This window comes from Pseudomonas fluorescens (assembly GCF_019212185.1).
In the GTDB taxonomy this organism is placed as follows: Bacteria; Pseudomonadota; Gammaproteobacteria; order Pseudomonadales; family Pseudomonadaceae; genus Aquipseudomonas.
Map to the genome: position 1 here is coordinate 2,507,421 of NZ_CP078138.1, position 22,490 is coordinate 2,529,910.

General features: G+C 62.4%; 25 protein-coding genes. 20 read left to right on the forward strand and 5 right to left on the reverse strand.

What is annotated here, in order from left to right; all coding sequences use genetic code 11:
• Positions 1-51 precede the first annotated feature (51 nt).
• Both KW062_RS11485 and KW062_RS11490 read left to right on the forward strand, forming a co-directional pair.
• Positions 52-987, forward strand: a complete 936-nt coding sequence (locus tag KW062_RS11485) for a Ppx/GppA phosphatase family protein (protein WP_105755682.1) — start codon at positions 52-54, stop codon at positions 985-987.
• Positions 988-1,069: 82 nt separating this feature from the next.
• Positions 1,070-1,483: a DoxX family protein gene (locus KW062_RS11490; RefSeq protein WP_027620469.1), complete on the forward strand. Its 414-nt coding sequence runs from the start codon at positions 1,070-1,072 to the stop codon at positions 1,481-1,483.
• Between the two features lie 77 nt (positions 1,484-1,560).
• On the opposite strand, the gene KW062_RS11495 is transcribed toward KW062_RS11490, so the two are convergent.
• Positions 1,561-1,815, reverse strand: coding sequence for a hypothetical protein (locus KW062_RS11495; RefSeq protein WP_105755681.1), 255 nt, complete (start codon positions 1,813-1,815; stop codon positions 1,561-1,563).
• Positions 1,816-2,001: 186 nt separating this feature from the next.
• Here KW062_RS11495 and KW062_RS11500 point away from each other — a divergent pair, with 186 nt between their 5' ends.
• The 5 genes from KW062_RS11500 (at position 2,002) to KW062_RS11520 (ending at position 6,756) form a co-directional block, all read left to right on the forward strand.
• On the forward strand, positions 2,002-2,445 hold the full coding sequence (locus tag KW062_RS11500; RefSeq protein ID WP_105755680.1) for a CopD family copper resistance protein: 444 nt from the start codon (positions 2,002-2,004) through the stop codon (positions 2,443-2,445).
• A 113-nt stretch (positions 2,446-2,558) separates the two neighbouring features.
• The gene (locus KW062_RS11505) at positions 2,559-3,899 is read left to right on the forward strand and encodes a coproporphyrinogen III oxidase (RefSeq protein WP_105755679.1); all 1,341 of its coding nucleotides are present in this window, start codon (positions 2,559-2,561) and stop codon (positions 3,897-3,899) included.
• Positions 3,883-5,271, forward strand: coding sequence for an oxygen-independent coproporphyrinogen III oxidase (hemN, locus tag KW062_RS11510; protein ID WP_105755678.1), 1,389 nt, complete (start codon positions 3,883-3,885; stop codon positions 5,269-5,271). The genes KW062_RS11505 and hemN overlap by 17 nt, the downstream gene beginning before the upstream one ends.
• 122 nt (positions 5,272-5,393) lie before the next feature.
• Positions 5,394-6,185 carry a CbbQ/NirQ/NorQ/GpvN family protein gene (locus KW062_RS11515; protein WP_177433276.1) on the forward strand — a complete coding sequence of 264 codons (792 nt, stop codon included), beginning with the start codon at positions 5,394-5,396 and terminating at the stop codon, positions 6,183-6,185.
• On the forward strand, positions 6,169-6,756 hold the full coding sequence (locus KW062_RS11520) for a cytochrome c oxidase subunit 3 (protein WP_027620464.1): 588 nt from the start codon (positions 6,169-6,171) through the stop codon (positions 6,754-6,756). Before KW062_RS11515 ends, KW062_RS11520 begins: the two co-directional genes overlap by 17 nt.
• Here the strand turns inward: KW062_RS11520 and KW062_RS28875 are convergent.
• Positions 6,749-6,871, reverse strand: a complete 123-nt coding sequence (locus KW062_RS28875; protein ID WP_256351164.1) for a hypothetical protein — start codon at positions 6,869-6,871, stop codon at positions 6,749-6,751. The genes KW062_RS11520 and KW062_RS28875 overlap by 8 nt on opposite strands.
• On the opposite strand from KW062_RS28875, the gene KW062_RS11525 reads away from it, so the two are divergent.
• The 8 genes from KW062_RS11525 to KW062_RS11560 all read left to right on the forward strand — a co-directional run bounded on the left by KW062_RS11525 (position 6,816) and on the right by KW062_RS11560 (position 15,535).
• Positions 6,816-7,034 carry a cytochrome C oxidase subunit IV family protein gene (locus KW062_RS11525; RefSeq protein ID WP_256351117.1) on the forward strand — a complete coding sequence of 73 codons (219 nt, stop codon included), beginning with the start codon at positions 6,816-6,818 and terminating at the stop codon, positions 7,032-7,034. The two genes, KW062_RS28875 and KW062_RS11525, sit on opposite strands and share 56 nt — an antisense overlap.
• A gap of 90 nt (positions 7,035-7,124) precedes the next feature.
• Complete coding sequence (locus KW062_RS11530; protein WP_105755675.1) at positions 7,125-7,565, forward strand: c-type cytochrome; 441 nt, start codon at positions 7,125-7,127, stop codon at positions 7,563-7,565.
• Between the two features lie 3 nt (positions 7,566-7,568).
• Positions 7,569-8,996 (forward strand): cbb3-type cytochrome c oxidase subunit I, encoded by a 1,428-nt coding sequence (locus tag KW062_RS11535; RefSeq protein ID WP_105755674.1) that lies wholly within the window; start codon positions 7,569-7,571, stop codon positions 8,994-8,996.
• Between the two features lie 66 nt (positions 8,997-9,062).
• Positions 9,063-10,904 (forward strand): nitric oxide reductase activation protein NorD, encoded by a 1,842-nt coding sequence (locus tag KW062_RS11540; RefSeq protein ID WP_105755673.1) that lies wholly within the window; start codon positions 9,063-9,065, stop codon positions 10,902-10,904.
• Positions 10,905-11,345: 441 nt separating this feature from the next.
• On the forward strand, positions 11,346-12,137 hold the full coding sequence (locus KW062_RS11545) for a DUF4123 domain-containing protein (RefSeq protein ID WP_218424837.1): 792 nt from the start codon (positions 11,346-11,348) through the stop codon (positions 12,135-12,137).
• A gap of 5 nt (positions 12,138-12,142) precedes the next feature.
• Positions 12,143-12,664 (forward strand): DUF3304 domain-containing protein, encoded by a 522-nt coding sequence (locus KW062_RS11550; RefSeq protein WP_218424839.1) that lies wholly within the window; start codon positions 12,143-12,145, stop codon positions 12,662-12,664.
• Complete coding sequence (locus KW062_RS11555) at positions 12,652-14,979, forward strand: T6SS phospholipase effector Tle1-like catalytic domain-containing protein (RefSeq protein WP_105756004.1); 2,328 nt, start codon at positions 12,652-12,654, stop codon at positions 14,977-14,979. Before KW062_RS11550 ends, KW062_RS11555 begins: the two co-directional genes overlap by 13 nt.
• Positions 14,980-15,073: 94 nt before the next feature.
• Positions 15,074-15,535, forward strand: a complete 462-nt coding sequence (locus KW062_RS11560) for a DUF3304 domain-containing protein (RefSeq protein WP_371321433.1) — start codon at positions 15,074-15,076, stop codon at positions 15,533-15,535.
• A gap of 64 nt (positions 15,536-15,599) precedes the next feature.
• Here KW062_RS11560 and KW062_RS28880 read toward each other — a convergent pair whose 3' ends face one another.
• Positions 15,600-15,791 carry a protein DnrP gene (locus KW062_RS28880; RefSeq protein WP_081786409.1) on the reverse strand — a complete coding sequence of 64 codons (192 nt, stop codon included), beginning with the start codon at positions 15,789-15,791 and terminating at the stop codon, positions 15,600-15,602.
• Positions 15,788-16,471: a Crp/Fnr family transcriptional regulator gene (locus KW062_RS11565; protein ID WP_027620459.1), complete on the reverse strand. Its 684-nt coding sequence runs from the start codon at positions 16,469-16,471 to the stop codon at positions 15,788-15,790. Before KW062_RS11565 ends, KW062_RS28880 begins: the two co-directional genes overlap by 4 nt.
• A 558-nt stretch (positions 16,472-17,029) precedes the next feature.
• On the opposite strand from KW062_RS11565, the gene KW062_RS11570 reads away from it, so the two are divergent.
• Both KW062_RS11570 and KW062_RS11575 read left to right on the forward strand, forming a co-directional pair.
• A complete protein-coding gene (locus KW062_RS11570; protein ID WP_105756005.1) occupies positions 17,030-18,220 on the forward strand; it encodes an NnrS family protein in 1,191 nt (396 codons plus the stop codon).
• 28 nt (positions 18,221-18,248) lie between these two features.
• Entirely contained in the window at positions 18,249-18,686 is a 438-nt protein-coding gene (locus tag KW062_RS11575; RefSeq protein ID WP_105756006.1) for a CopD family copper resistance protein, read from the forward strand.
• Positions 18,687-18,756: 70 nt separating this feature from the next.
• Here the strand turns inward: KW062_RS11575 and ytfE are convergent, their stop codons facing one another.
• Positions 18,757-19,431: an iron-sulfur cluster repair protein YtfE gene (ytfE, locus tag KW062_RS11580; RefSeq protein WP_027620456.1), complete on the reverse strand. Its 675-nt coding sequence runs from the start codon at positions 19,429-19,431 to the stop codon at positions 18,757-18,759.
• Between the two features lie 153 nt (positions 19,432-19,584).
• Between ytfE and norR the strand changes: the two genes are divergently transcribed.
• The 3 genes from norR to KW062_RS11595 all read left to right on the forward strand — a co-directional run bounded on the left by norR (position 19,585) and on the right by KW062_RS11595 (position 22,466).
• Complete coding sequence (gene norR, locus KW062_RS11585; protein WP_105756007.1) at positions 19,585-21,114, forward strand: nitric oxide reductase transcriptional regulator NorR; 1,530 nt, start codon at positions 19,585-19,587, stop codon at positions 21,112-21,114.
• A gap of 90 nt (positions 21,115-21,204) precedes the next feature.
• Positions 21,205-21,852 carry a pyridoxamine 5'-phosphate oxidase gene (gene pdxH, locus KW062_RS11590; protein WP_105756011.1) on the forward strand — a complete coding sequence of 216 codons (648 nt, stop codon included), beginning with the start codon at positions 21,205-21,207 and terminating at the stop codon, positions 21,850-21,852.
• A 125-nt stretch (positions 21,853-21,977) separates the two neighbouring features.
• Positions 21,978-22,466, forward strand: a complete 489-nt coding sequence (locus KW062_RS11595) for an Lrp/AsnC family transcriptional regulator (protein WP_027620453.1) — start codon at positions 21,978-21,980, stop codon at positions 22,464-22,466.
• Positions 22,467-22,490: the final 24 nt, after the last annotated feature.

Here is a 22,490-nt window from a genome sequence, read left to right on the forward strand (position 1 = left end):
CCAAAACCGGTTTTTTGCCCTCGGCGGACGAAGTTGCCAGGAGTTCCTCACGTGAAAGAAGACGCATCGCTATTCGCCGCTATCGACCTGGGCTCCAATGCGTTTCGCCTGATGATTGGCCAGTCGGTCAAACGCAACCAGCGCCTGATGATCCAGGAAGTCAAAACCCTGCGTGAGCCGGTGCGACTGGCAGAAGGTCTGCAGGCCGGTGCCCTGGACGAAATGGCCCTGGACCGCGGTTGGCAGGCGCTCGCCCGGTTCGGCAAGAAGCTGCGCGGATTCGAGGCCGGGCGAGTGCGCGCGGTGGCCACCAGCGCCGTGCGCGAAGCCAGCAACGCACGGCTGTTTCTCGCCCACGCCGAGCGCCACCTGGGCTTTGCGATCGACGTCATTTCCGGTCAGGAGGAGGCGCACCTGGTGTATGCCGGGGTGGCGCACCGCACGCCGGGCACCGAGTGCCGGCGGTTGGTGGTGGACATTGGCGGCGGCTCCACCGAATTGATCCTCGGCCGCGGCGATCAGCCCCTGGTCACCGAAAGCATCGCCATTGGCAGCGGCACCTTCGGCGCACGGTATTTCCAGGGCGGCGCTATCAGCGCTGAAGCCTTGATCGAAGCCGAGCGTGTCGCCACCCTGCAGTTCGAGCGGATTGCCGGTCGCTATCGAAAACTGGGCTGGAACCAGGCGATAGGCTCCTCGGGCACCGCGCGGATGCTGGCCAAGGTCCTCAAGGCCAACGGCCTGAACGACGACGGCAAAGGCGGCATTACCTATGTCGGCCTGCTGCGCCTGTTGTTGCGCCTGCTGGAGGCGGGCCATGTCAGTCAGCTCAGGCTCGCCGGCCTACCCAGCCATCGCCTGAGCATCCTGCCCGGCGGACTGACCCTGATGCTGGCCGCGTTCAAGGTGTTCGGGGTTTCCCACATGACCGCCTCCGAGCCGGGTCTGCGCTTTGGCGTGTTGCATGGGCTGATGAGCAGTCGCTGATCAGCGCCCGCAATCACCGGCCCATGAGCAACCCGGAAAAACTGCTAACGTAAAGTGACCAAACATCAAAAGGATGGCCGCCATGCGTTACACCCTGTTCGACAATCAGAGAGACGTCATCATCCTGCTTGCGCGCATTTTGTTGATGATCCTGTTCATCATGTCCGGCTGGAGCAAGATGACCGGCTTCGAAGGCACGGTGGGCTACATGGCCTCACTCGGCGCGCCGATGCCACCGGTGGCGGCAGCGATTGCGGTGATCATGGAGTTTTTCGTGGCGATCCTGCTGGTGCTGGGCTTCTACACCCGACCACTGGCGTTCCTCATGGCCTTGTTCGTCCTCGGCACCGCGCTGATCGGGCATAGCTTCTGGACCATGGAAGATGCCCAGCGCGCCGCCAACACCACGCAATTTTTCAAGAACCTGAGCATTGTCGGCGGCATGCTGCTGTTGAGTGTCACCGGTGCCGGGCGCTTCTCGGTGGATGGTCGCTGAGCAGGGCCGCGTTCCCTTGACTCGGCAGGGGCATGGCCGCATCGCCGGCCTGTCCCTGCTGCCCCCCACGCATCGACTCAGCGCACCAGGCTCAACGGCGTACGCGGGGTGCTGACTTCCTCTTCATGGCACGTTCGATCGGGATTGTGGCTGTACGGCCAGGCGAACGGCGCGTCGTCGGCGTTTGCGCTTGGCGCCGGGGCGGCGAGTTCTTCCAGGTGGGCAATGATGGTCCTGTGGATACTGCCCTGCCAGGCCTGTTGGGCACTCCCTGTTGGCTGGCCCTGAGCGTTGAACACGTTGGTATCGACCATCTTGAATCTGGCTTGCATGGGGCCGCTCCAGTCGTTCGGTAAAGCGTCACCAATAAAGGCATATTGCCACTCTTTCAAGTGGCTCTCGGCAGCTGTGCGAGTTTTTCGATAACTTGACCGAAATCAACCGGATAAGTTGATCGGGCGGGTACGCTGCAAGGGCCGTTGGCGAACCCTTTGCGCCGAAACCAGGGCGAGAATCCCATGCTCTATCCACTGTTGTTGACCCTGCACCTGTTCGCCGCGCTGGTGTTCATCGGCACGGTGTTCTTCGAGGTGCTGTTCCTCGAATCCATCCGCAAGCAGTTGCCGGCCAAGGTCATGTTGCTGGTCGAACAGGGTATCGGCCGTCGTGCCCGGACCTTGATGCCTTGGGTGTTGCTGGTGCTGTTCGGGGCCGGGCTGGGGATGGTCTGGCTGCGTTACCTGCCAATCCTCAGCGCGCCACTGGCGAGCTCGTTCGGCACCTTGCTGCTGCTCAAGATCGTCCTCGCCGGCAGCGTGCTCCTGCACTTTCTCGGCGCCATGCTGTTGTTCAGGACCGAGCGCATGACCGCCCGCTACTCGCATTTCATCCATACCAGCCTGTTCTGCCACATGGTCGCGATCGTCCTGTTGGCCAAGGGCATGTTCTACCTGAGCTGGTGAGCGCCGGTGGTCGCTCCGGCCAGCAGCACTTGCACCGTGCTTGATGCAAATCAAGGAGCGATCTGCGTCGGGCCGCGACACTGTTGACCTGCAGCCAGTCGTGGAGACCCGTCATGCGCACCCTTTTTCATCTCCCTGATCAACCGAGCAGCCGTTGCGATCACGGCGTGCTCGACCTCGGCGGCCATGTCGACACGGCCCGGTTTCACGCGGGCATTGGCTCGCTGGATCTGTTGCGGGCGCTGCGGGTGAGCCGGCACAAATGCCGTCCGTTGGCGTTGAACGTGCAACTGCCGGCGCAATGGACGGGCGACCCGTACCTGCCGCGCCTGCTGCACGAGATCGACCTGGTGGCCTGTCACCTTGGGGCAGGGCGCCGGGTCGAGCAGTTTCAGCTGAGTGGCGGTACCCCGGCGCTGGCCGATCTGCGCCGGCTGATGAACCGCCTGCATCAGCGCTTCAATTTCCTCGAACACGATTGTGGTGACTACAGCATCGAGGTCGACCTGCGCCACACCAACTGGTCGACCATGGGCGCCCTGCGTGACCTCGGCTTCAACCATGTCAGTATCGGCGTACCCGACCTCGGTGCAGAGACCGCGCCGAAGTTGGCCAACCACCAGAATCCGGCGCCGATCCATTCGCTGATCGATGCCGCGCGCACCTTCGGTTTTCGCTCGGTCAACGTCGACCTGGGGTACGGTCACGCCTGGCAGACCACCGAGAGTTTTGCGCAGAAACTGGCGAGCCTGCTCGAACTGGAGCCGGACCGCCTGCTGGTGTTCGATTATGCCCGGCCACCGCAGCGCTACCGGTCCGGTGCAGCGGATCCGCAACGGGCGTTCTGCAACGAACAGGACAAGGCCGCGATGCGGCGCCTCTGTTTCGAGCAATTGGCCGATGCCGGCTATCACTACCTGGGACTCGGGCAGTTCGTGCGCCCCGACGACGATCTGGCGATCGCCCAGGAACGCGGGCGGCTGCGACGCCATTGCGAGGGGTTCACCCGCCACGGTTATTGCGACAACATCGGCCTGGGCCTCGGCGCGATCAGTCAGATCGAAGACCTGTATGCGCAAAATATCGATCAACCGAAGCGCTACCAACAGCTGCTGGACATGGACCAGTTGCCCACCTGTCGCGGCTGGCGCTGCGAGGCCGGCAGCCAGATCAGCCACATGGTCGTGGAGCGCCTGGCCTGTGACCTGGAACTGGATATCGCGGCACTCGAGGCGCGTTACGGTCTGGTGTTCCGCCAATACTTCTGCGATGCCTGGCCTATGCTGGAGCAATTGCAGCGCAACGGCCTGATCGAATTGTCCGAGCGCTTCATCAGCATTCTCCCGGCCGGTCGACCGCAGCTGGATGCCATCTGCAACCTGTTTCAACAACCTGTGGGCGCTGCACAACCTGACTCGCACAGCGAGTGGATAAACCATGACCCGTTCATTTGATTTCAATCGCGCCCTGGTGCAGAAGTACGACCTGCCGGGGCCGCGCTACACCTCCTACCCGACCGCGCCGCAGTTTCACCAGGCGTTCGCCGTCGACGACTATCAGCAGGCCGCTGCCTCCAGCAACCGGGCCGCGACGCCGAAACCGCTGTCGCTGTACATCCACATCCCGTTCTGCAAGAGCCTCTGTTACTACTGCGCCTGCAACAAGATCATCACCCAGAAGACCCATCGCGCGGTCGAGTACCTGAGCTACCTCAAGCGCGAAATCGCCATGCAGGCGGCCTTGTTCGATCGCTCGCGAACCCTCACCCAACTGCACCTGGGCGGCGGCACGCCGACCTACCTGACCCGTGAGCAACTGGCCGACTTGATGGACTGCCTGCACCAGGCCTTCGTCATGGACGACAGCGACAACCATGAGTTCTCCATCGAAGTCGACCCGCGCACCATCGACACCGAGCAGATCCAGGCCCTGCGCGGCCTGGGCTTCAATCGCCTGAGCTTTGGCGTGCAGGACTTCGATCCGGATGTGCAGGCGGCGGTCAATCGGGTGCAAAGCGAGGAGCAGATTTATGCGCTGGTGGCGGCGGCACGCGCTGCCCGATTCAAGTCGGTCAGCGTCGACCTGATCTACGGCCTGCCGTTGCAGACCCAAGACAGTTTCGCCGTGACCCTGGACAAGATCATCGCCCTGCGCCCGGACCGCATCGCCGCCTACAGCTACGCGCACTTGCCGCAGATGGTCCGCGCACAACGGCTGATCCGTCCGGCCGACATGCCACCGCCGGAGCGCAAGCTGCAGTTGCTGGAGCTGACCATCCGCCGCCTGACCGAGGCCGGCTACGTATACATCGGCATGGACCACTTCGCCCTGCCGGACGACGAGCTGGCGCTGGCCCGGGCCAACGGCAGCCTGCAGCGCAATTTCCAGGGCTATTCGACCCACGCCGACTGCGACCTGATCGGCCTCGGCGTGTCGTCCATCGGCAAGGTCGGCGACAGCTACAGCCAGAGTGTCAAGGAGCTTTCGCAGTACTACGCGCGGCTCGACCAGGGCCTGTTGCCGGTACATCGCGGCTATCGCTTGAGCGAGGACGACCGGCTGCGCCGCGAAGTGATCAGCGACCTGATGTGCCATGGCCGCATCGACTTCGGCAAATTCGAGGCGCGCTACGGCATTGACTTCAACGAGTATTTTGCCGACGCGCTGGCGCAACTGCGCGAGCACGTGCGCGACGAGCTGCTGGAGATTCACCCGGACCGCTTGCTGCTGTTGCCCGCCGGCTACTTGATGATGCGCAGCGTAGCGATGGCCTTTGACGCCTACCTGGGCGGCGAGCAGAAGGGCAATTTTTCGCGCACCGTTTGAGGCCTTGCAGGCAAGCTTGACCGCGATCAAGTTTGCCCGAGGTTCCGCTGGCAGCGACTCGCCAGGGGCCGTAGCGTGGTGGCCAAACCCGCTTCTGACCCCGGTGCCCGATGAACGCCAGCATGACCTGCGAACTCAAGATCGAACCCTTCTACCAAGCGCAAGACAACGAACAGGCGCTGTTCGAACAAGCCTGGCACCACGGCATGCCGGTGCTGATCAAAGGCCCCACCGGCTGCGGCAAGACCCGTTTTGTCCAGCACATGGCCCACCGCTTGAACCTGCCGCTGTACACCGTCGCCTGCCACGACGACTTGAGCGCCGCCGACCTGATCGGCCGCCATCTGATCGGCGCCCAGGGCACCTGGTGGCAGGACGGCCCGCTGACCCGGGCGGTGCGTGAGGGCGGCATCTGCTACCTCGACGAAGTGGTCGAGGCGCGCCAGGACACGGTGGTGGTCCTGCATCCATTGGCCGACGACCGCCGCGAACTGTTCCTCGAACGCACCGGCGAAGTGCTCAAGGCGCCGCCCTCGTTCATGCTGGTGGTGTCGTACAACCCCGGCTACCAGAACCTGCTCAAGGGCATGAAACCCAGCACCCGCCAGCGTTTCGTGGCGATGCGTTTCGGCTATCCGCCTGAGCCTGAAGAGGTGCGCATCGTCGCCCGCGAAGCCCAGGTCGACAGCGCGCTGGCGGCCCAGGTGGTCAAGCTCGGGCAGGCGTTGCGCCGGCTCGATCAGCATGACCTGGAAGAAGTCGCCTCGACCCGCTTGCTGATTTTCACCGCGCGCATGATCGGCTCCGGCATGAGCCCTCGCCACGCCTGCATGGCCTGCCTGGCCGAGCCCTTGAGCGATGACCCGGTGACGGTCGCGGCGCTGATGGACGTGGTCGATGTCCACTTCGGCTGAGGCCGCCAGCCTTGCCCGCAGGCACCTGCCGGGCGATCTGGCGATGTGGTTGTTCATCCTCGCCGAGCTGTCGGTGTTCGCCCTGCTGATCCTCGCGTTCGCCGTGACCCAGGCCCTCAAGCCGCAGCTGTTTGCGCAGAGCCGGCTGCTGCTCGATACCTCAACCGGCCTGGCGTTGACCTTGAGCCTGCTGAGCGCCGGCGGCCTGGCTGCATTGGCGGTGGAGCAGGCCAGGCAATCGCGGCCCCGACGTGCCGCCTGGTTGCTGATCGCGGCGCTGCTGGTGGCGAGTGTCTATGTGCTGCTCAAGCTCGGCGAATATCGGCACTTGCTGGCAGCGGGGCTGGGCCTGGAGCACAACACCTTCTTCACCCTGTACTGGATTCTCACCGGCTTTCATTTCGTCCATGTGCTGCTGGGCATGTTGATCCTCGGCTGGCTGGCCCTGCGTTGTGCGCGGGGTGCCTACGGCGCCGGTGATTGCAGCGGGCTGGAGTCTGGCGTGCTGTATTGGCACATGGTCGACCTGGTCTGGGTGGTGCTGTTTCCGTTGGTCTACCTGCTCAATTGAAGTGAGGGCCCATGTTGGCTTCCAGGCTGTTGTTGTGCTGTTGGGCGGCGCTGGCCGTCTTGAGTATCGGTACTGTGTTGTTGGCCCGATCCGGGGCGAGCGCAGGGCTGTCCATGGCCATCCTGCTGGTAGCGCTGGGCAAGGCCTGGCTGATCAGCGACGGCTTTATGGAGCTGCGTCACGCGCCACGGCTGTGGCGTTGTTTGCTGTTGGGCTGGCCGCTGGCGTTGCTGGGATCGGTGGCGTTGACGCTGATGCTGCTGTCCGGCAATACCTGAGCAAAACCATCTGCCTTTCTTGATCGCCATCAAGCAGGTTCCAGCCCCGCGCTTCCTATCATGGACGGGCCAAGCAATGAGGAAGCGACGATGTCAGAGACCTTCACCAAAGGCATGGCGCGGAATATCTACTTCGGGGGAAGCATCTTTTTCTTCCTGGTATTCCTCGCCTTGACCTACCACACCGAACAGACCTTTCCCCAACGCAGCAACGAGGCGCAGCTCACCGAGTCGGTGATTCGCGGCAAGACGGTCTGGGAGCAAAACAACTGCATCGGCTGCCACACGCTGCTGGGCGAGGGCGCCTATTTCGCGCCCGAGCTGGGCAACGTGTTCCAGCGTCGCGGCGGCGAGGAGGGCTTCAAGCCGTTCCTCCACGCCTGGATGAAAATGCAGCCGCTGAATGTCCCGGGGCGGCGCGCCATGCCGCAGTTCAACCTGAGCGAGCAGGAGGTGGACGACATCGCCGAGTTCCTCAAGTGGAGCTCGAAGATCAACACCAACGGCTGGCCGCCAAACAAGGAGGGCTGAGACATGAACAAGGTCAATCCACACCTGAAATTCGCTTCGCAAGCCGTCGCCAAACCTTACTTCGTGTTCGCTCTGATGCTGTTTCTCGGCCAGGTGCTGTTCGGTTTGATCATGGGCCTGCAATACGTGATCGGCGACTTCCTGTTCCCGGTCATTCCGTTCAACGTGGCGCGCATGGTCCACACCAACCTGCTGATCGTCTGGCTGCTGTTCGGCTTCATGGGCGCTGCCTACTACCTGATTCCCGAGGAGGCCGACCGCGAGCTGCACAGCCCGAAACTGGCGATCGTGCTGTTCTGGGTGTTCGCCGCCGCGGGCGTGCTGACCATCCTCGGCTACCTGCTGGTACCCTATGCGGGGCTGGCGCGGCTGACCCACAACGAGCTGCTGCCGACCATGGGCCGCGAGTTCCTCGAGCAGCCGACCATCACTAAGATGGGCATAGTCGTGGTCTGCCTGGGCTTTCTCTACAACATCGGCATGACCCTGCTCAAGGGCCGCAAGACCACGGTCAGTATGGTGATGATGACCGGGCTGATCGGCCTCGCGGTGTTCTTCCTGTTCTCCTTCTACAACCCCGGCAACCTGGCCCGCGACAAATTCTACTGGTGGTGGGTGGTGCACCTGTGGGTGGAAGGCGTGTGGGAACTGATCATGGGTTCGATGCTGGCGTTCGTGCTGATCAAGATCACCGGCGTCGACCGCGAAGTGGTGGAGAAATGGCTGTACGTGATCATCGCCATGGCGCTGATCACCGGGATCATCGGCACCGGTCACCACTTCTTCTGGATCGGCGCGCCGGAGGTCTGGCTGTGGGTCGGTTCGATCTTCTCCGCCATGGAACCGCTGCCGTTCCTGGCCATGGTGGTCTTCGCCTTCAGCATGGTGCGCAACCGCCGTCGGCAACACCCGAACCGGGCGGCGACACTCTGGGCCAAGGGCACCACGGTCACCGCGTTTTTCGGCGCGGGTGTCTGGGGTTTCCTGCACACCCTGGCACCGGTCAACTTCTACACCCACGGCTCGCAACTGACGGCGGCCCACGGTCACCTGGCGTTCTACGGCGCCTACGCGATGATCGTCATGACCCTGATCAGCTACGCCATGCCACGCTTGCGCGGCCTCGGTGAAGCCGCCGACGAGCGTTCGCAGACCCTCGAAGTCTGGGGCTTCTGGTTGATGACCCTGTCGATGGTGATGATCACCCTGTTCCTCACGGCAGCCGGGGTGGTGCAGGTCTACCTGCAACGCTGGCAGGCCGACGGCATCGCCTTGCCGTTCATGGCCACGATGGAACAGTTGCAAGGGTTGTTCTGGGCGCGGCTGGTGTCCGGTGTCGGCTTCTTCGCCGGGCTGCTGTGCTACCTGCTCAGCTTCCGCCAGCGCGGACGTGCCGCATTGCGCGCACCGGCGCCGGTGGTGCCGTCCTGAGTGTTGGAAAGGGTTGGCCCGGCTGGTATAGCGGGCCGTTTTCGGATCTGCAATAAGGCAACCAAAATGGCCTTCAGCGTCGAACTGGAAGAATGGGTCGGCAGTGTCTGGCACCGTTTCATCACCCGCCGCGCCAGCGTGGATTTTCCCGAGGCGCGGGTCGAGTTACTCGATCAGCAACGCTCCCTGGCGTTGCTGTTTCGCGCCATGGGCGGGGCCGGCGGGATCGCCCTGGAAGCGGCCAGCGAGCGCGATCTGCTGCTGCGACGCAACCTGCTGCAGCAAATCGCCGGGACCTGCCGGCAAGTGCCGCTGGCCTGGTGTGATCCGGCGCATTTGCGCTTGCCACCGAGCCTGGCGGTGTTCCCCGAGGTTGCCCTCAATCAGGAACTCTATCGCTGGCTGGCCTTGCTGGCGGCACAGGCCGGGCCGATGCAGCACTGGGGGCGCGACAACCAGCGCTGGACGTTGCAGCTGTTGCAGCGCTTTCCGGCCTTGCGCGGGCGCTATCAGCGGCTGGTCGAAGCGCACTTGTTGTTACGCCCCGATCCGGCGTCGTTAAAACCAAACGAAGCGGCGCTGGAGCGGGCGCTGTGTCAGGCGCTGCGCGAGCCCGGCAGTGTCGAGCATTTTCCCCGCAGCGAACGCTCCGCCTGGCCGCTGCCGCTGTGGCTGTACCCGGCGCAGCAGCTGGGCAGCCCGCAAGCGGCAGATCTGGGCGACGATTCAGAGGAGTCGTTGACCACCGCTCCCGGTGAACAAAAAGCCGGTCGCAAGCGCGCCACGCGCATCGATGACGCCCGTCGCGATGGCGGGTTGCTGGTGGTGCGCCTGGAGAACCTGTTCAGCTGGACCGAACACGTCGACCTGGATCGTTGGGTCGACGACGGTGAAGACCCGGACGCCGCGCGGGTCGCCGATGATCTCGATGAGCTGACCCTGTCTCGAACCCGGCTGCGCAAGGGCGGCGGTCTCAAATTGCACCTCGACCTGCCGCCGGCGGACGTCGACGATGTGCCGCTGGGGCAGGGCATCAAGCTGCCGGAGTGGGACTACCGCAAGCAGCAATTGCAAGAGGACTTCGTCAACCTGCAAATGATGCTGCCCCGCGACTCGGAGGCGCAGCCGCTGCCGACACGGCTCAAGGCCTCGGCGCAGAAACTGCGGCGCCAGTTTGCCCATCTGCGCAACGACCGGCAGTGGTTGCGCCAGCAGCCCCAGGGCGCGGAGCTGGACTTGCAGGCCTGGCTGGATTTTCGCGTCCAGCGCGAGCAGGGCCAATGCGTCGAGCGTGGTTTGTTCATGGAGCGCCGGCAGACCCGCCGCGACCTGGCGTGCCTGTTGCTGGCGGACCTGTCGATGTCTACCGACGCTCACCTCAACGACCAGCAGCGGGTGATCGAGGTGATCCGCGACAGCCTGCTGCTGTTCGGTGAAACCCTGGCGGGATTGGGTGATGACTTCGCGCTGTACGGATTCTCTTCATTGCGTCGCCAGCAGGTGCGGATGCAGGAGCTGAAATCCTTCAGCCAGCGATACGACGATCACACCCGTGGCCGCATCCAAGGTCTCAAGCCCGGCTACTACACGCGCATGGGCGCAGCTATCCGCCAGGCCACCCGCTTGCTGGTCAAGAGCAAGCGGCGCAGCAAGCTGTTGCTGTTGCTGACCGATGGCAAGCCCAATGACCTGGATCTGTATGAGGGTCGCTACGGCGTCGAAGACACCCGCCAGGCGGTACTGGAAGCCCGGCGCCAGGGCCTGATCCCGTTCTGCATCACCATCGACCGCGAAGCCGGCGCGTACCTGCCCTACATGTTCGGCGCCCAGGGCTACACCCTGATTCGCCAACCCGAGCAACTGCCGCTGCGCTTGCCGCAGGTGTATCGGCAGCTGATCCAGCCTTGAAACGGGTGGCTGTTTCTGAAACTGCATCCGTCCCCGAACTTATTTGTGAGCCCGCTCGCGATAGGGCCGGCGCACGCAACGTCTGCATTGCCTGACCCCCCTCCCTCGACGCTGGAAAAAATCCTACAGCTCTTGCGTGCAAGCTATACAGCAACTTCCCACGCGCCAAAAGGAATCATCTGATTCCATCCGTTATCGCCTTCGTGAAAGCTGTCCAGCGCTTGAACTAGGGTGGAGAAAACCTCCCCCGAGCACTCTGAAAAAGACCAGGGAGGTCTGCATCATGCCCACTGTCCCAAGCTTGACCTCCGACCAATGGGGCCACGCTCGTCGTGTCGTCTTACTCAGCATGTTGTTGGCGATAGCGTTCGCGCAGAGCGCACGGGCCGCCAGCCTCGCTTACCCGATCAAGACCCTGTTGAAATTGCCGGAGGCTCACTTATGCCCGCAGTAAATACCTGGATCGAGCGCCTGGAGTCGTCCTGTGCCGATGCGTCCATCACTTACCTTGACGTGATTATCGATCAGGCGGGCAGCCCCCGCCCGCTGCTGCCAAGTGTGCTTAGCGTCGAACCGGCATTGCCCTGGCGCTCGTTGTTCAGCGGCTTACCTGAGGAGGGCGCCGAGGACTTGGCACCGTTGCTGGTTCGTGTCGATCTGTCGCAACCCCTGCAGCGATTGTGGTTTGTCGGTCTGGTGCAATCGCTGAAAAGCCAGTCACAACTATTGGTGCTGGCCTCACTATGGCCGTTCGAGACGCTGGCCGCACACCTGGTTCGGTGTCTTGAGGCGCGCAATGGCGGGTGTTTGGGGCTGCTGCGCTATTACGACCCACGGTTGTTCCCCTTGCTGTTCAGTCATGTGCTTGAACCCGAGCAACAGCGGGACTTGCTGTCCCCTGCGGTGTTCTGGAGTTGGCTGGACCGCGATGGCTTGCCGGGACGATTGGTGGGTGCTGCGGATTCGCCGCCAGATCCTGAAGACTTCTCTCATATCGAATTGAGCGATAGCCAGTTGGAAACGCTGGGCTGTGCCAGCGATGCGACGTTGGCAATCAAAAGTTTGGCTGCAGCGATCCCACCTCATTTGAGTGCGGAGCAGCGGTTTCAGGTGTGTTACGCGGCCATGCTCGATGCGACGCAGCGCGGATTGTTCCTCGATGCCGATCGGCAGGCGTACACGCTCAGCAAGGTGTACGAGGCCTGCGCCACTCATTCTGACAACAGGAGTTAATCAGCATGTTCATACCTATACGTGGCGATGGGGGGCTCGTCGTGCTCAGCGCTCTTCTAGCGATAATATTCCCGCAGAGCGCGCCGGGTGGAACTCTCCAAGCCATCAATCACACCCATTGGGCGATAAATCGATTTGCCGTTGATGGCCAGTCGGGGCTGGACATCATCGGACCCTACCAGGGCGGTGGCGGTGGTTGTTGTTATGCGGCGCCTGCACGCTGGAAGCCGGGGATTACGGTGCGAGTTGAGTGGGAGACGGGGGCCGGTAGTTCAAGAGGATATCCCGGTCTTAGGGACTGGTCTCAGTATTTGGCCTGGGTGGAGAAAATAGAGGCGCAAAAGCGCAAGCACAGCAAGGTAGTAGCTGTTCCCGATTACACCAAGCAAAAAGTCTGCGGCCTCACCGTGCACTTTCTTCCCTGTGATGAGCTCCAGGTGACCACCTCCTGCCATGCCTATGGCAGCCCCGAATACCCAATCAAGACACCGTTGAATTTGCCGGAGCCACAATCATGTCCGAAATAAATCACGCCAGTATCTGTCATCCACCGCCATTTCCAGAGCAGGGGCGATTGCCTGAGAACGCGCACCAGGTTTATCTGAATCTCCGACGTCAGGATGAACAAGGGCGCGACTATCATGATGCCCTCAGCGTTGCGGCGGGGCGCCGGGTGATGCCGCCGTGCTGCAAGACCCTGCACATCAGCCTGTTCTTTGATGGCACCGGCAACAACCTCAACCACGATCTGTACCTGGCGAACCCTACCCATCCCACGAATATTGCCCGGCTGTTTCGCGCCAGTATCGGTACCGGTCATGCCGGTGGCACCGGGCATGTCGGCAGCACGGCCCGAGGTCTTCTCGACACTTCGGTGCTCGGCAATGCCGACTATTTCAAGTACTACATGCCCGGCGTCGGCACCCCGTTTGCGGAGGTCGGCGACCTGGATTACACCACCCTCGGGTTAGCCAGCGCCCGGTATGGCGAGGAACGGGTGAACTGGGGGCTGATGATGTTGATCGATGTCTTGCGTCGAGCCTTGGAGTTGCCGCGTCTGGATTTCGCGGCCCAGAGCCGAGCAGTCAAGGCCATGGGCACCTTGCCGGGAATGGAATCCGCGATGGGACGCGCCAATAGGTCCAACGAGTTTCGCCGGCAGCTCGATGCGCTCGAGAAGCCCTTGCGTATTGCGCTGTCTGACTACCATCCCGGCCGATCGAGACTGTTGGGCCTACGTCTGTATGTCTATGGTTTTTCCCGCGGCGCCGCGGCGGCCCGGGCCTTTGTCAATTGGCTCAACGGCCTGTTGTCGAGGACCGCGTCAACGCCGTCTTTGGCGTTGCGCGACCTGACGTTACCCGTCAGCGTCGAGTACCTGGGTTTGCTGGATACCGTGGCGTCGGTGGGGCTCGCCGATATATTTCCGGGGGCAACCGGCCATATGAGCTGGGCCGATGGCAATCAACAGATTCCGGAACGTCTGGTCAAGCGTTGCCTGCATATCGTGGCCAGCCACGAGCAGCGTCTTTGTTTTCCGCTGGAGTCGATTCGGCAGGAGAGTGGTGGGTATCCGGCAAATTCCACGGAGGTAATTTATCCAGGGGTGCATTCGGATCAGGGCGGAGGGTATCCGCCGGGGGATCAGGGGAAGGCATTTAGTCCAAATGCGCTTATGGGAGACAGCTTGCTCCTTTCGCAGATCGCGCTGAACGATATGTATGCTGACGCATTCGCTTATGGAGCGCCGCTTAAGGTTCCGGAGGAGGTTCTACCGAGTGATATACGTGGTGAGATTTGGCGTGCTATGGCGCCGGAGTTGGTGCGGGAGTTTAACGTTTCGCCTACTTTGGTGACCCGATTCAACGCCTGGCGCGAAGTAACTCTGGGCCTGCTCCCCGTATCTCAACCCCTATCCCCAGAACAAACAGAACTCTACCAACCCCTGCCATCCACTACCTCCCTCGAAAAAGCCCTGCGCGAGCAGATGGCCTGGATCACTGCCTGGCGCATCGACCGCTACGCTTTCGCCAGTCTGAAGCAGACTCCTTTTTATGCGCAGGCGTCCGATACGGAGGCCGATCCAACCGATCGAAAAAACGCCGAAGCTGCCCGGAACGCAAGGCAGGCACTCATCGAAAAAAGCCGACGCGAACAACAGGTCAACGAACAGTTCAAGCGCACTGCGCCAATGCCGTTGGCCCCCGGCGTCAAGGACTTCGACGCCGACATGGCCCAGACGCAGTTGCGCGAAGCGGCCGAAGAATTCGGCATCGATTACCGAAACCCAAGCGTCATCACACCCTTTGTGGTTCGTCTGGCACGGCTGGCGATCATCCCGGCGCTGATTGCCAACCACGCGAGCCCTGAGGCCCGGGTCGAGCGCCAGTTGATGAGAAACGCCGGCAAGGAAAAAGTCAGCCTTTTATTCCCACCGCCGAAACACGAGCGCAACCATGTCAGTGAAACCCTGCGTTTGAACGTCGATGAAAGCCGCAACGCCAAGGAACCAACCGGTTTGTTGCGGGCACTGTTCGACGATCAGGTCCACGACTCCCGCGCCTGGTTTCTTTACTCGCTGGGACGCGAACACGGGGGCAGCTACTTCGGCGAACGCATGGTGTTCTTCGGCGAGAGCAACCGCCGTGAGCTGGTACTGGTCCTGGAAAAGAATGGGCAGTTGCTGGCCGAGGACGCCGGTCGGCGCAGATTGGAAGCTGAGCGTGCTCAACAGCCGCCGTACATGGATGCCGAGCGTATGGCAGCCGTTATGAAAGCCATCGACGCACGGTGGGCAGCCTATGACGCGCAAGATGCAGGAGCCGTTGATGGAACGGTCTGATAGGGCTTGTCTGCGCATGACTCAAGCGAGCGAACCGCTGCTCAAGCACCCTCTGCGGACCTCAATGGCGGCCGGTACATGCGGACTGGTGGGAATGCTCCTGGTTCAAGGTGCCCTGGCCGGCTCTCTTGAAGCGATCAATCACACGCACTGGGCGATCAATCGTTTTAGCGTCGAGGGCCGCTCGGGAGTCGACATCATTGGACCGTATCAAGGTGGGGGGGGAGGCTGTTGTTATGTCGCCCCGTGGCGCTGGAAACCGGGAATGACGGTGCAAGTTGAGTGGGAAACCGGCGTTGCTTATCCCGATGGTTTCCCTGGCTACGCAGATCGGGCGAAGTACTTAGCCTGGAGGGACGAAATGCGATCCTACAAACGCCAACACACCCAATCCGTCCCCATCCCCGACTACACCGGCCAAAAAGTCTGCGGCCTCACCGTGCACTTCCTGCCCTGCGACGAACTCCAGGTCACCACCTCCTGCCATGCCTACGGCAGTCCCGAATACCCGATCAAGACGCCGCTGCATCTGCCACAGCCGCAGTCGTGTCCGTAATACTCAGGCAGCTGCGGGTGATGCGGAAGTCTGTTGAGTCGGCTCCCACAGGGGGGGCAAGCGGCTAACGCGGCAACCAAAAAAACATCGCCACGCAAAACACACTCAGGCCAATACAAAACCATTGAAACCTGCGCAAACGCTGTTTTGCCGCGTGGGCTGCATGCAAGGGTAGGAGCATGCCGCAGTGGTGGCAGTCGCGGCTGCCGGCGGGGTTGGGGTGTTGGCAGTAGAGGCAGACGGGCAGGGTGTTCACTCGAACTGTTCCAGGCGCAGGCGATCGAGGATGCTGATGTGCCGGCCATCCTGGGTAATGATCTGCTCGTCGATCAGGCGGCGAATGATCCGCGAAAAAGTCTCCGGTTGGATCGACAGGTGCCCGGCAATCAACTGTTTGGCCATCGGCAGCTCGAAATGGCTGTCCACCGTTTGCTCGCGCACCAGTTGGGTCAACAGATAGCGCACTACCCGGTGAGTGGCGTTTTTCAGCGACAGGGTCTCGATCTCGTTGACCCGCTGATGCAGGCGCACACACAGCTTGCCCAGCAGCGCCAGGGTCAGCCGGCTATTGCTTTGCAGCAGGTGCAGGTAGGTGCTGTTGGAAAACCGGTAGAGCTGGGTCGGCCCCACGGCTTCGGCTGAGGCCACGTAGTTGGAGGTGTCCATCAGCATCATCGCTTCGGCGAAGGTTTGCCGGTCGCCGAGCACCTCGAACACCTTCTCCTGGCCATCGGGCGTCAACCGGTAAATCTTCACCGCGCCGGCAATCACGAAGTAAAACGAATCGGCCGGCTCACCCTGGCGAAACAGCGGTTCGCCCTTGTCGACGCTGAGCAACTGGCTGCTGCCCATCAGTTGGTCCATCTGCTCGTCGTTCAAGGGTTCGAACAGATGGTGGCTGCGCAGGATCTGGTGGTGGACGCGGTGAAGGACCATGGCAAGGCTTCCTTGAAAGTGAAATTCGGCTTAGACGAGACCCAGAGAAAGACCACTGGCCAGGGCGAGGACGGAACTCAACACGACGAACCAGGCCAGGGGGTGAATGACTTTGCTCATGACGACTCCGGATAAGCGAAAAGGGGTTGGGATTACCCTGTTCAGCAAGACTCGGGCCAGCCGCAATCTGTCGCCTCGGCGCAATGCAATGTAGGAGCGAGCCTGCTCGCGAAAAACCCGAGATCGCCGCGTTTATCCAGACAGAGCGCGTTATCGTTGACGTCCATCGCTAGCAAGCTAGCTCCTACAGGTCTATGGTGGATGCGGTAAAAATGACCCTGTGTAAATGGGTAAAATTAACTATTAAGGGTTGTTTTTACCCTGTCAGCGAATCGCTGCTCCCGATCAAACCCCCGTCGCTGCAACGCCAAGCTCCTCAGGCATGACGCTTGCACTGTTGATCTGCAACAACACCGTGCGATCACTACTCTCTGATGATCGAACGCGGATGGACCCGCGCACTGCGTATAGGTGCCGGGCATGCAGAGGAGTAGCAACATGCAAGTGCTCGAACGCAGCAAAGCAATGGCAATCCCGCCGCTGTTACGCCTGGCTTTCCGGCCGTTTTTCCTCGCCGGTTGCCTGCTGGCGCTGCTGGCGATCCCGCTGTGGCTGGCGGCTTTCAGCGGTTCGATCAGCGACTGGCAGCCGGCGGGTGGCTGGTTGGGCTGGCATCGGCATGAGCTGCTGTTCGGCTTCGGCCTGGCGATCATCGCCGGCTTCCTGCTGACCGCAGTACAGACCTGGACCGGCCGCCCCGGACTCAGCGGCCGACCCCTGGCCGCCCTGGCGCTGGTGTGGTTACTGGCGCGGGTGGCCTGGTTGGTCAATGCGCCCTGGGCGCTGCTCGCCGTCCTCGAACTGGCTTTCCCGCTGGCGGTGGCGGCACTGATGGGCATCAGCCTGTGGCAGGTGCGGCAGAAGCGTAACTACCCGATTGTCGTGGTCCTGCTGTTGCTGGCGTTGGCCGACGGCTTGTCCCTGTATGGGCTGAGCGCCGGCCATGAAGGCTGGCAGCGTCAGGGTGTGTTGAGCGGCATCTGGCTGGTGGCGGCGATGATGGGCCTGATCGGTGGCCGGGTGATTCCGTTTTTCACCCAGCGTGGTCTCGGTCGGGTCGACGCCGTTGCGCCATGGCCGTGGCTCGACTGGCTGCTGTTGATCGGCTCGCCGCTGGTGGCGTTCCTCTACGCCGCAGGTCCTGCACTGAGCCCGAACCTGTGGGTTGGCGTGCTGTTCGCGGTGCTAGGGGTCGGTCACCTGATCCGCCTGCTGCGTTGGCAGGACCGCGCCCTGTGGCGCGTGCCGCTGTTGTGGTCGCTGCACCTGGCCTACGCCTGGTTGGCGGTGGCGTGCCTGGGCATGGCGCTGTGGCATTTCGGCGTGGCGATCAACCCGAGCCTGGCGGTGCACGCCCTGACTATCGGCGCCATGGGCGGCCTGGTGCTGGCGATGATCGCGCGGGTCACCCTCGGCCACACCGGCCGGCCATTGCAGCCGCCTGCGGGGATGAGCCTGGCGTTCATTCTGCTCAACCTGGCGTGCCTGAGTCGGGTTGGTCTGATCCTGTGGTTGCCGATGCCGGCGTTGTGGCTGGCGGGTGTGTGCTGGGCCGTGGCCTTCGCGCTGTACGCCTGGCGTTATGGGCCGATGCTGCTGCGCACCCGGGTCGATGGACATCCGGGTTAAGCCCGCACACTCAAGGAGAGGCTCGTTCATGTATCCCTATCTACTGGTCACCCATCTGCTGGCGGCCATTGCTTTCATCGGCACGTTGTTCTTCGAAGTGGTGATCTGGCACAACGCTCGCCGGCAACTGTCGGACACCTCGCAAGCAGGCGCCGAGCAAGCCATCGCCGTGCGTTCGCGCAAGGTCCTGCATGGGGTGGTAGTGCTGTTGTATGGCGCCGGCATTGGTCTGGCCTGGCAGTACCGCGGCGCCCTGAGCCAGCCGCTGGCCAGCAGTTTCGGCACCTTGTTGAGCCTGAAAATAGTGTTGGCGCTAAGCATCATCGGCCACTACCTGCTGCTCGCGTACTGGCTGACCCACGGACGCCTGAGCGCCACTCGGGCCACCTGGATCCGCCGCAGCATCCTCGGGCACATGGTGCTGATCGTGGTGCTCGCCAAGGCGATGTTTTATTGGCAGTGGTGAACTGTCTCAAGGCTGGCGCCCACAGGGTTTTGTGGGGCCCTACAGGCCCCACAGATTCATCGATAGCCGATCAATGCCGCGCCTCAAGCGCATTGACGAACAACACATTGTTCTCCAGATGAATATGCTGCATCAGGTCATCACGAAATTCCGCCAGTCCGCGATACAACGCGCGCCAGGTGTTACAGGCATCCGCCGGCGGCGTGATCTGGTGGGTCAGGCCCAGCAGTTTTTCCAGGCTTTCACCGTGTTGATCATGCTCGAAACGCAGCACCTGGATCGGCGGTGCCGCACGCGGGCCGAGGCCGTGTTGCAGCATCGGGAACAGCACCTGTTCTTCCTTGCACATGTGCCCTTCGAGTTCCTGCTGCATTTCGCAGAGCAGTTCGGCCAGGCCGTTGGGGCAGGTGCTGCGTGCGCCGTGAACCTGCTCGACGCGCCGCGCCAGGCGGATCAGTTCCGGCAGTTGCTCGCGGTGGCGGGCGTGATAACGCGACAGCAGATGGGCGATCAATTGTTCCAGCGGCGCCTGGCGCCAGTCGTCCTGGCTTTCGCCGCTGTCTTGCAGGATCTGCAGGGCATCGGCGATCAATTGCGGGTCGAGTTGTTTGCCCAGGGCGGCGTCGCGCAGGCTCTTGTGGCCGCCGCAGCAGAAGTCGAGGTTGAAGGTGTGAAAGATCCGCGTGGCACCGGGAATGTCGCAGGCCAGTTGGCCCAGGCTTTGTTCCAGCAGGTTGTGGCTCATCAGGGGTTCCTCTCGGTTTGTAACGGTTCCCCAAGCTCATTGCACAGCAGATGCCAAATTTAACTGATTGATATCAATGGAATAATTTTTAACGGTGGTGAACTGAACCCTGAGGCATTAGGGTGAATCCCACCATAGAGGGTGATAACTACCATGCTGCGTGAAAGCCTGGCCGCCGACCTGATTGTCGAGTTGCCCAATGCCGTGCGGTTGCAACGTCTGGTGCAGACCCTGCGCGAATACTTCAACAGTGGCGCCGTGGGCCTGCTGCGCCTCGACGAGGACAGCCTGCGGCCGGTGGCGACCGTCGGCCTGGTCCACGAGGCCCTGGGCCGGCGCTTCGTGATCGCCCAGCATCCACGTCTGGCGGCGATCATGGCCTCCCGCGAGCCAACCTGGTTCGAACCCGACAGTCGCCTACCGGATCCCTACGACGGCCTGCTCGAAAACCACGTCGGCGAATCCCTGCCGGTCCACGATTGCATGGGCGTGAGCCTGTATGTGGAAGGCCGGATCTGGGGCGCGATCACCCTCGACGCGCTGCACGCCGGCACCTTCGACAGCCAGGCCCGCGAGGAGCTCAAGCGCTGCACCCTGCAGATCGAAGCCGCCGTGCGGGTCACCCGGCTGGAACAGGAAAACCGCAGCCTGCGCATGTCGCGCAGCGATCCTCAGGATCAACGGATGCCGGTCGAGGAGGGCGAGATCCTCGGCCAGAGTGAGGTCCTGCACAGCCTGCTCAACGAACTGGACGTATTGGCCGACGCCGATTTGCCGGTGTTGCTGCTGGGCGAAACCGGGGTCGGCAAGGAACTGTTTGCGCGGCGCCTGCATCGCTTGTCGCGGCGCAGTCACAAGCCGCTGATCCAGGTCAACTGCGCGGCGCTCCCCGAATCGCTGGCCGAGAGCGAGCTGTTCGGCCACGTCAAAGGCGCCTTCTCCGGCGCCAGCAGCGACCGCGCCGGGCGCTTCGATGCGGCCAACGGCGGCACGCTGTTTCTCGATGAAGTCGGCGAACTGCCCCTGAGCGTGCAGGCCAAATTGCTGCGTACTTTGCAGAACGGCGAGATCCAGCGCTTGGGTGCGGACAAGCCGCTGCACGTCGATGTGCGAATCATCGCCGCGACCAACCGCCACCTGCCCGACAGCATCCGCGATGGCCTGTTTCGCGCCGACCTGTACCACCGGTTGTCGGTGTACCCGGTGCCGATTCCGCCCCTGCGCGAGCGCGGCAACGACGTATTGCTGCTGGCCGGGCACTTCCTCGAACTCAACCGCGCACGCCTCGGCCTGCGCGGCTTGCGCCTGTCACCGGCGGCGGAACGGGCGCTGCTGGGATACAGCTGGCCGGGCAACATCCGCGAGCTGGAACACGTGATCAGCCGCGCCGCGCTCAAGCAACTCAGTCGCGGCAGCAGTCGTGCGGCGATCCTGACCCTGGAGCCGCAGGTGCTCGATCTCGACAGTGCGGCGAGCAATCAGCCTGCGCCGGTCGAGCGCGCGCAGGCATTGCCCGCCGACGCGCCGTTCCAGGCCCTGGGCGATGCGGTGGATGAGTGTCAGCGCGAAAAGGTGCGCCAGGCCCTGGATCTGTCGGCCGACAACTGGGCCAGCGCCGCGCGACTGCTGCAGATCGACCCCAGCAACCTGCACAAATTGGCCCGACGTCTGGGCATGAAATAAGCCCGCAACCCAGGTAGGGATTGATGGCGGTCAAGGTGATTTGACCCGGTGCCTCGCACACTGGGCCAAACCTTTTCGGAGACCATCGACATGCCGCTTTCCCTCGCCGAGATGCGCCGCAATTACACCCTGCAAGGCCTGCAGGACGAACAGGCCCTGGACGACCCGCTGGCGATGTTCGGCCAATGGCTGCAGCAGGCCCGCGACACCGAGCAGCCTCCGGTGGAGGCCAACAGCATGATGCTCGCCACCGTCGACAGCGCCGGCCGCCCCCATTGCCGGGTGCTGCTGCTCAAAGGCCTGAGCGACGCCGGCCTGATCTTCTTCGGCAACTACCACAGCGACAAGGGCCAGCAACTGACAGCCAACCCCCACGCGGCGATGACCTTCTTCTGGCCCGCCATGGAGCGTCAGGTGCGCATCGAAGGCCAGGTGGTGCCACTCGATCCGGCATTGTCCGACGCCTACTTCGATTCCCGCCCCCTGGCCAGCCGCCTCGGCGCCTGGGCCTCACCGCAAAGCCGCATGCTCGCCAGTCGCGCTTCGCTGGAATCGATGCTGGAACAGACGGCCCAACGTTTTCTCGACCAACCGATCCCGCGCCCCGAGCATTGGGGCGGCTGGTGCTTGCAGCCGGAGCGGGTGGAGTTCTGGCAGGGGCAGGCGGATCGCTTGCATGATCGGCTGGATTATCGGTTGCTTAATGGGGGGTGGTGTCGGAGTCGGTTGGCGCCTTGAGGGGGAAGTGCATCTGCCTTGTCCAGTGACCAATGGGCTATCCAGATCGCCAGCCGCGTGGCAGTCTCGCGGCTGGCATTTTCCGCGAGATGCCCGGGGTTATCGTCGATGGGTGTAGGGGTAGCATGAAAAAAGTGAAGTTGGATCGTATCAATCGGGCAATCCTCGAAAATCTGCAAAGCAATGCGCGGATCAGCAATCTCGAACTGGCCGAGAAGATCAATCTCTCCCCCAGCGCTTGCCTGCAAAGGACCAAGGCGCTTGAGGATGCCGGTTACATTCGCGCCTACATGGCATCGATCGATATCGACGCAATCTGTATCAACGTCATGGCCTACGTGATGTTCAGCCTGCGCGATCACGCCGGCCACCTGCGGGTGCAATTCGAACGTTTTATTGCCAAGCGTCGTGAGCTGGTGGACTGCCTGAAGGTCGATGGCGAGTACGACTACATTGCCCTCGCCACCTGTTCCACCGTGAGCGATTTCAACTTGCTGTGCGAACAGCTGCTGGATGAAAACCCCAACATCCTGAAAATCAGCAGCAACATCATCCTCGACAAGACCAAGTGGTTCGCCGGCTATCCGCTGGAAAATCTAATGTGGCGGGAGTGAACAATCTGCGGTAAATGCCCGCGC

Excerpts from the sequence above, each read along its gene's own strand:
- KW062_RS11490 (WP_027620469.1), top strand. The coding sequence starts at position 1,070 with ATGCGTTACACCCTGTTCGACAATCAGAGAGACGTCATCATCCTGCTT.
- KW062_RS11495 (WP_105755681.1), bottom strand. The coding sequence starts at position 1,815 with ATGCAAGCCAGATTCAAGATGGTCGATACCAACGTGTTCAACGCTCAG.
- KW062_RS11500 (WP_105755680.1), top strand. The coding sequence starts at position 2,002 with ATGCTCTATCCACTGTTGTTGACCCTGCACCTGTTCGCCGCGCTGGTG.
- KW062_RS11505 (WP_105755679.1), top strand. The coding sequence starts at position 2,559 with ATGCGCACCCTTTTTCATCTCCCTGATCAACCGAGCAGCCGTTGCGAT.
- hemN (WP_105755678.1), top strand. The coding sequence starts at position 3,883 with ATGACCCGTTCATTTGATTTCAATCGCGCCCTGGTGCAGAAGTACGAC.
- KW062_RS11515 (WP_177433276.1), top strand. The coding sequence starts at position 5,394 with ATGACCTGCGAACTCAAGATCGAACCCTTCTACCAAGCGCAAGACAAC.
- KW062_RS11520 (WP_027620464.1), top strand. The coding sequence starts at position 6,169 with ATGTCCACTTCGGCTGAGGCCGCCAGCCTTGCCCGCAGGCACCTGCCG.
- KW062_RS28875 (WP_256351164.1), bottom strand. The coding sequence starts at position 6,871 with ATGGACAGCCCTGCGCTCGCCCCGGATCGGGCCAACAACACAGTACCG.
- KW062_RS11530 (WP_105755675.1), top strand. The coding sequence starts at position 7,125 with ATGTCAGAGACCTTCACCAAAGGCATGGCGCGGAATATCTACTTCGGG.
- KW062_RS11535 (WP_105755674.1), top strand. The coding sequence starts at position 7,569 with ATGAACAAGGTCAATCCACACCTGAAATTCGCTTCGCAAGCCGTCGCC.
- KW062_RS11540 (WP_105755673.1), top strand. The coding sequence starts at position 9,063 with ATGGCCTTCAGCGTCGAACTGGAAGAATGGGTCGGCAGTGTCTGGCAC.
- KW062_RS11545 (WP_218424837.1), top strand. The coding sequence starts at position 11,346 with ATGCCCGCAGTAAATACCTGGATCGAGCGCCTGGAGTCGTCCTGTGCC.
- KW062_RS11550 (WP_218424839.1), top strand. The coding sequence starts at position 12,143 with ATGTTCATACCTATACGTGGCGATGGGGGGCTCGTCGTGCTCAGCGCT.
- KW062_RS11555 (WP_105756004.1), top strand. The coding sequence starts at position 12,652 with ATGTCCGAAATAAATCACGCCAGTATCTGTCATCCACCGCCATTTCCA.
- KW062_RS11560 (WP_371321433.1), top strand. The coding sequence starts at position 15,074 with ATGCTCCTGGTTCAAGGTGCCCTGGCCGGCTCTCTTGAAGCGATCAAT.
- KW062_RS11565 (WP_027620459.1), bottom strand. The coding sequence starts at position 16,471 with ATGGTCCTTCACCGCGTCCACCACCAGATCCTGCGCAGCCACCATCTG.
- KW062_RS11570 (WP_105756005.1), top strand. The coding sequence starts at position 17,030 with ATGCAAGTGCTCGAACGCAGCAAAGCAATGGCAATCCCGCCGCTGTTA.
- KW062_RS11575 (WP_105756006.1), top strand. The coding sequence starts at position 18,249 with ATGTATCCCTATCTACTGGTCACCCATCTGCTGGCGGCCATTGCTTTC.
- ytfE (WP_027620456.1), bottom strand. The coding sequence starts at position 19,431 with ATGAGCCACAACCTGCTGGAACAAAGCCTGGGCCAACTGGCCTGCGAC.
- norR (WP_105756007.1), top strand. The coding sequence starts at position 19,585 with ATGCTGCGTGAAAGCCTGGCCGCCGACCTGATTGTCGAGTTGCCCAAT.
- pdxH (WP_105756011.1), top strand. The coding sequence starts at position 21,205 with ATGCCGCTTTCCCTCGCCGAGATGCGCCGCAATTACACCCTGCAAGGC.
- KW062_RS11595 (WP_027620453.1), top strand. The coding sequence starts at position 21,978 with ATGAAAAAAGTGAAGTTGGATCGTATCAATCGGGCAATCCTCGAAAAT.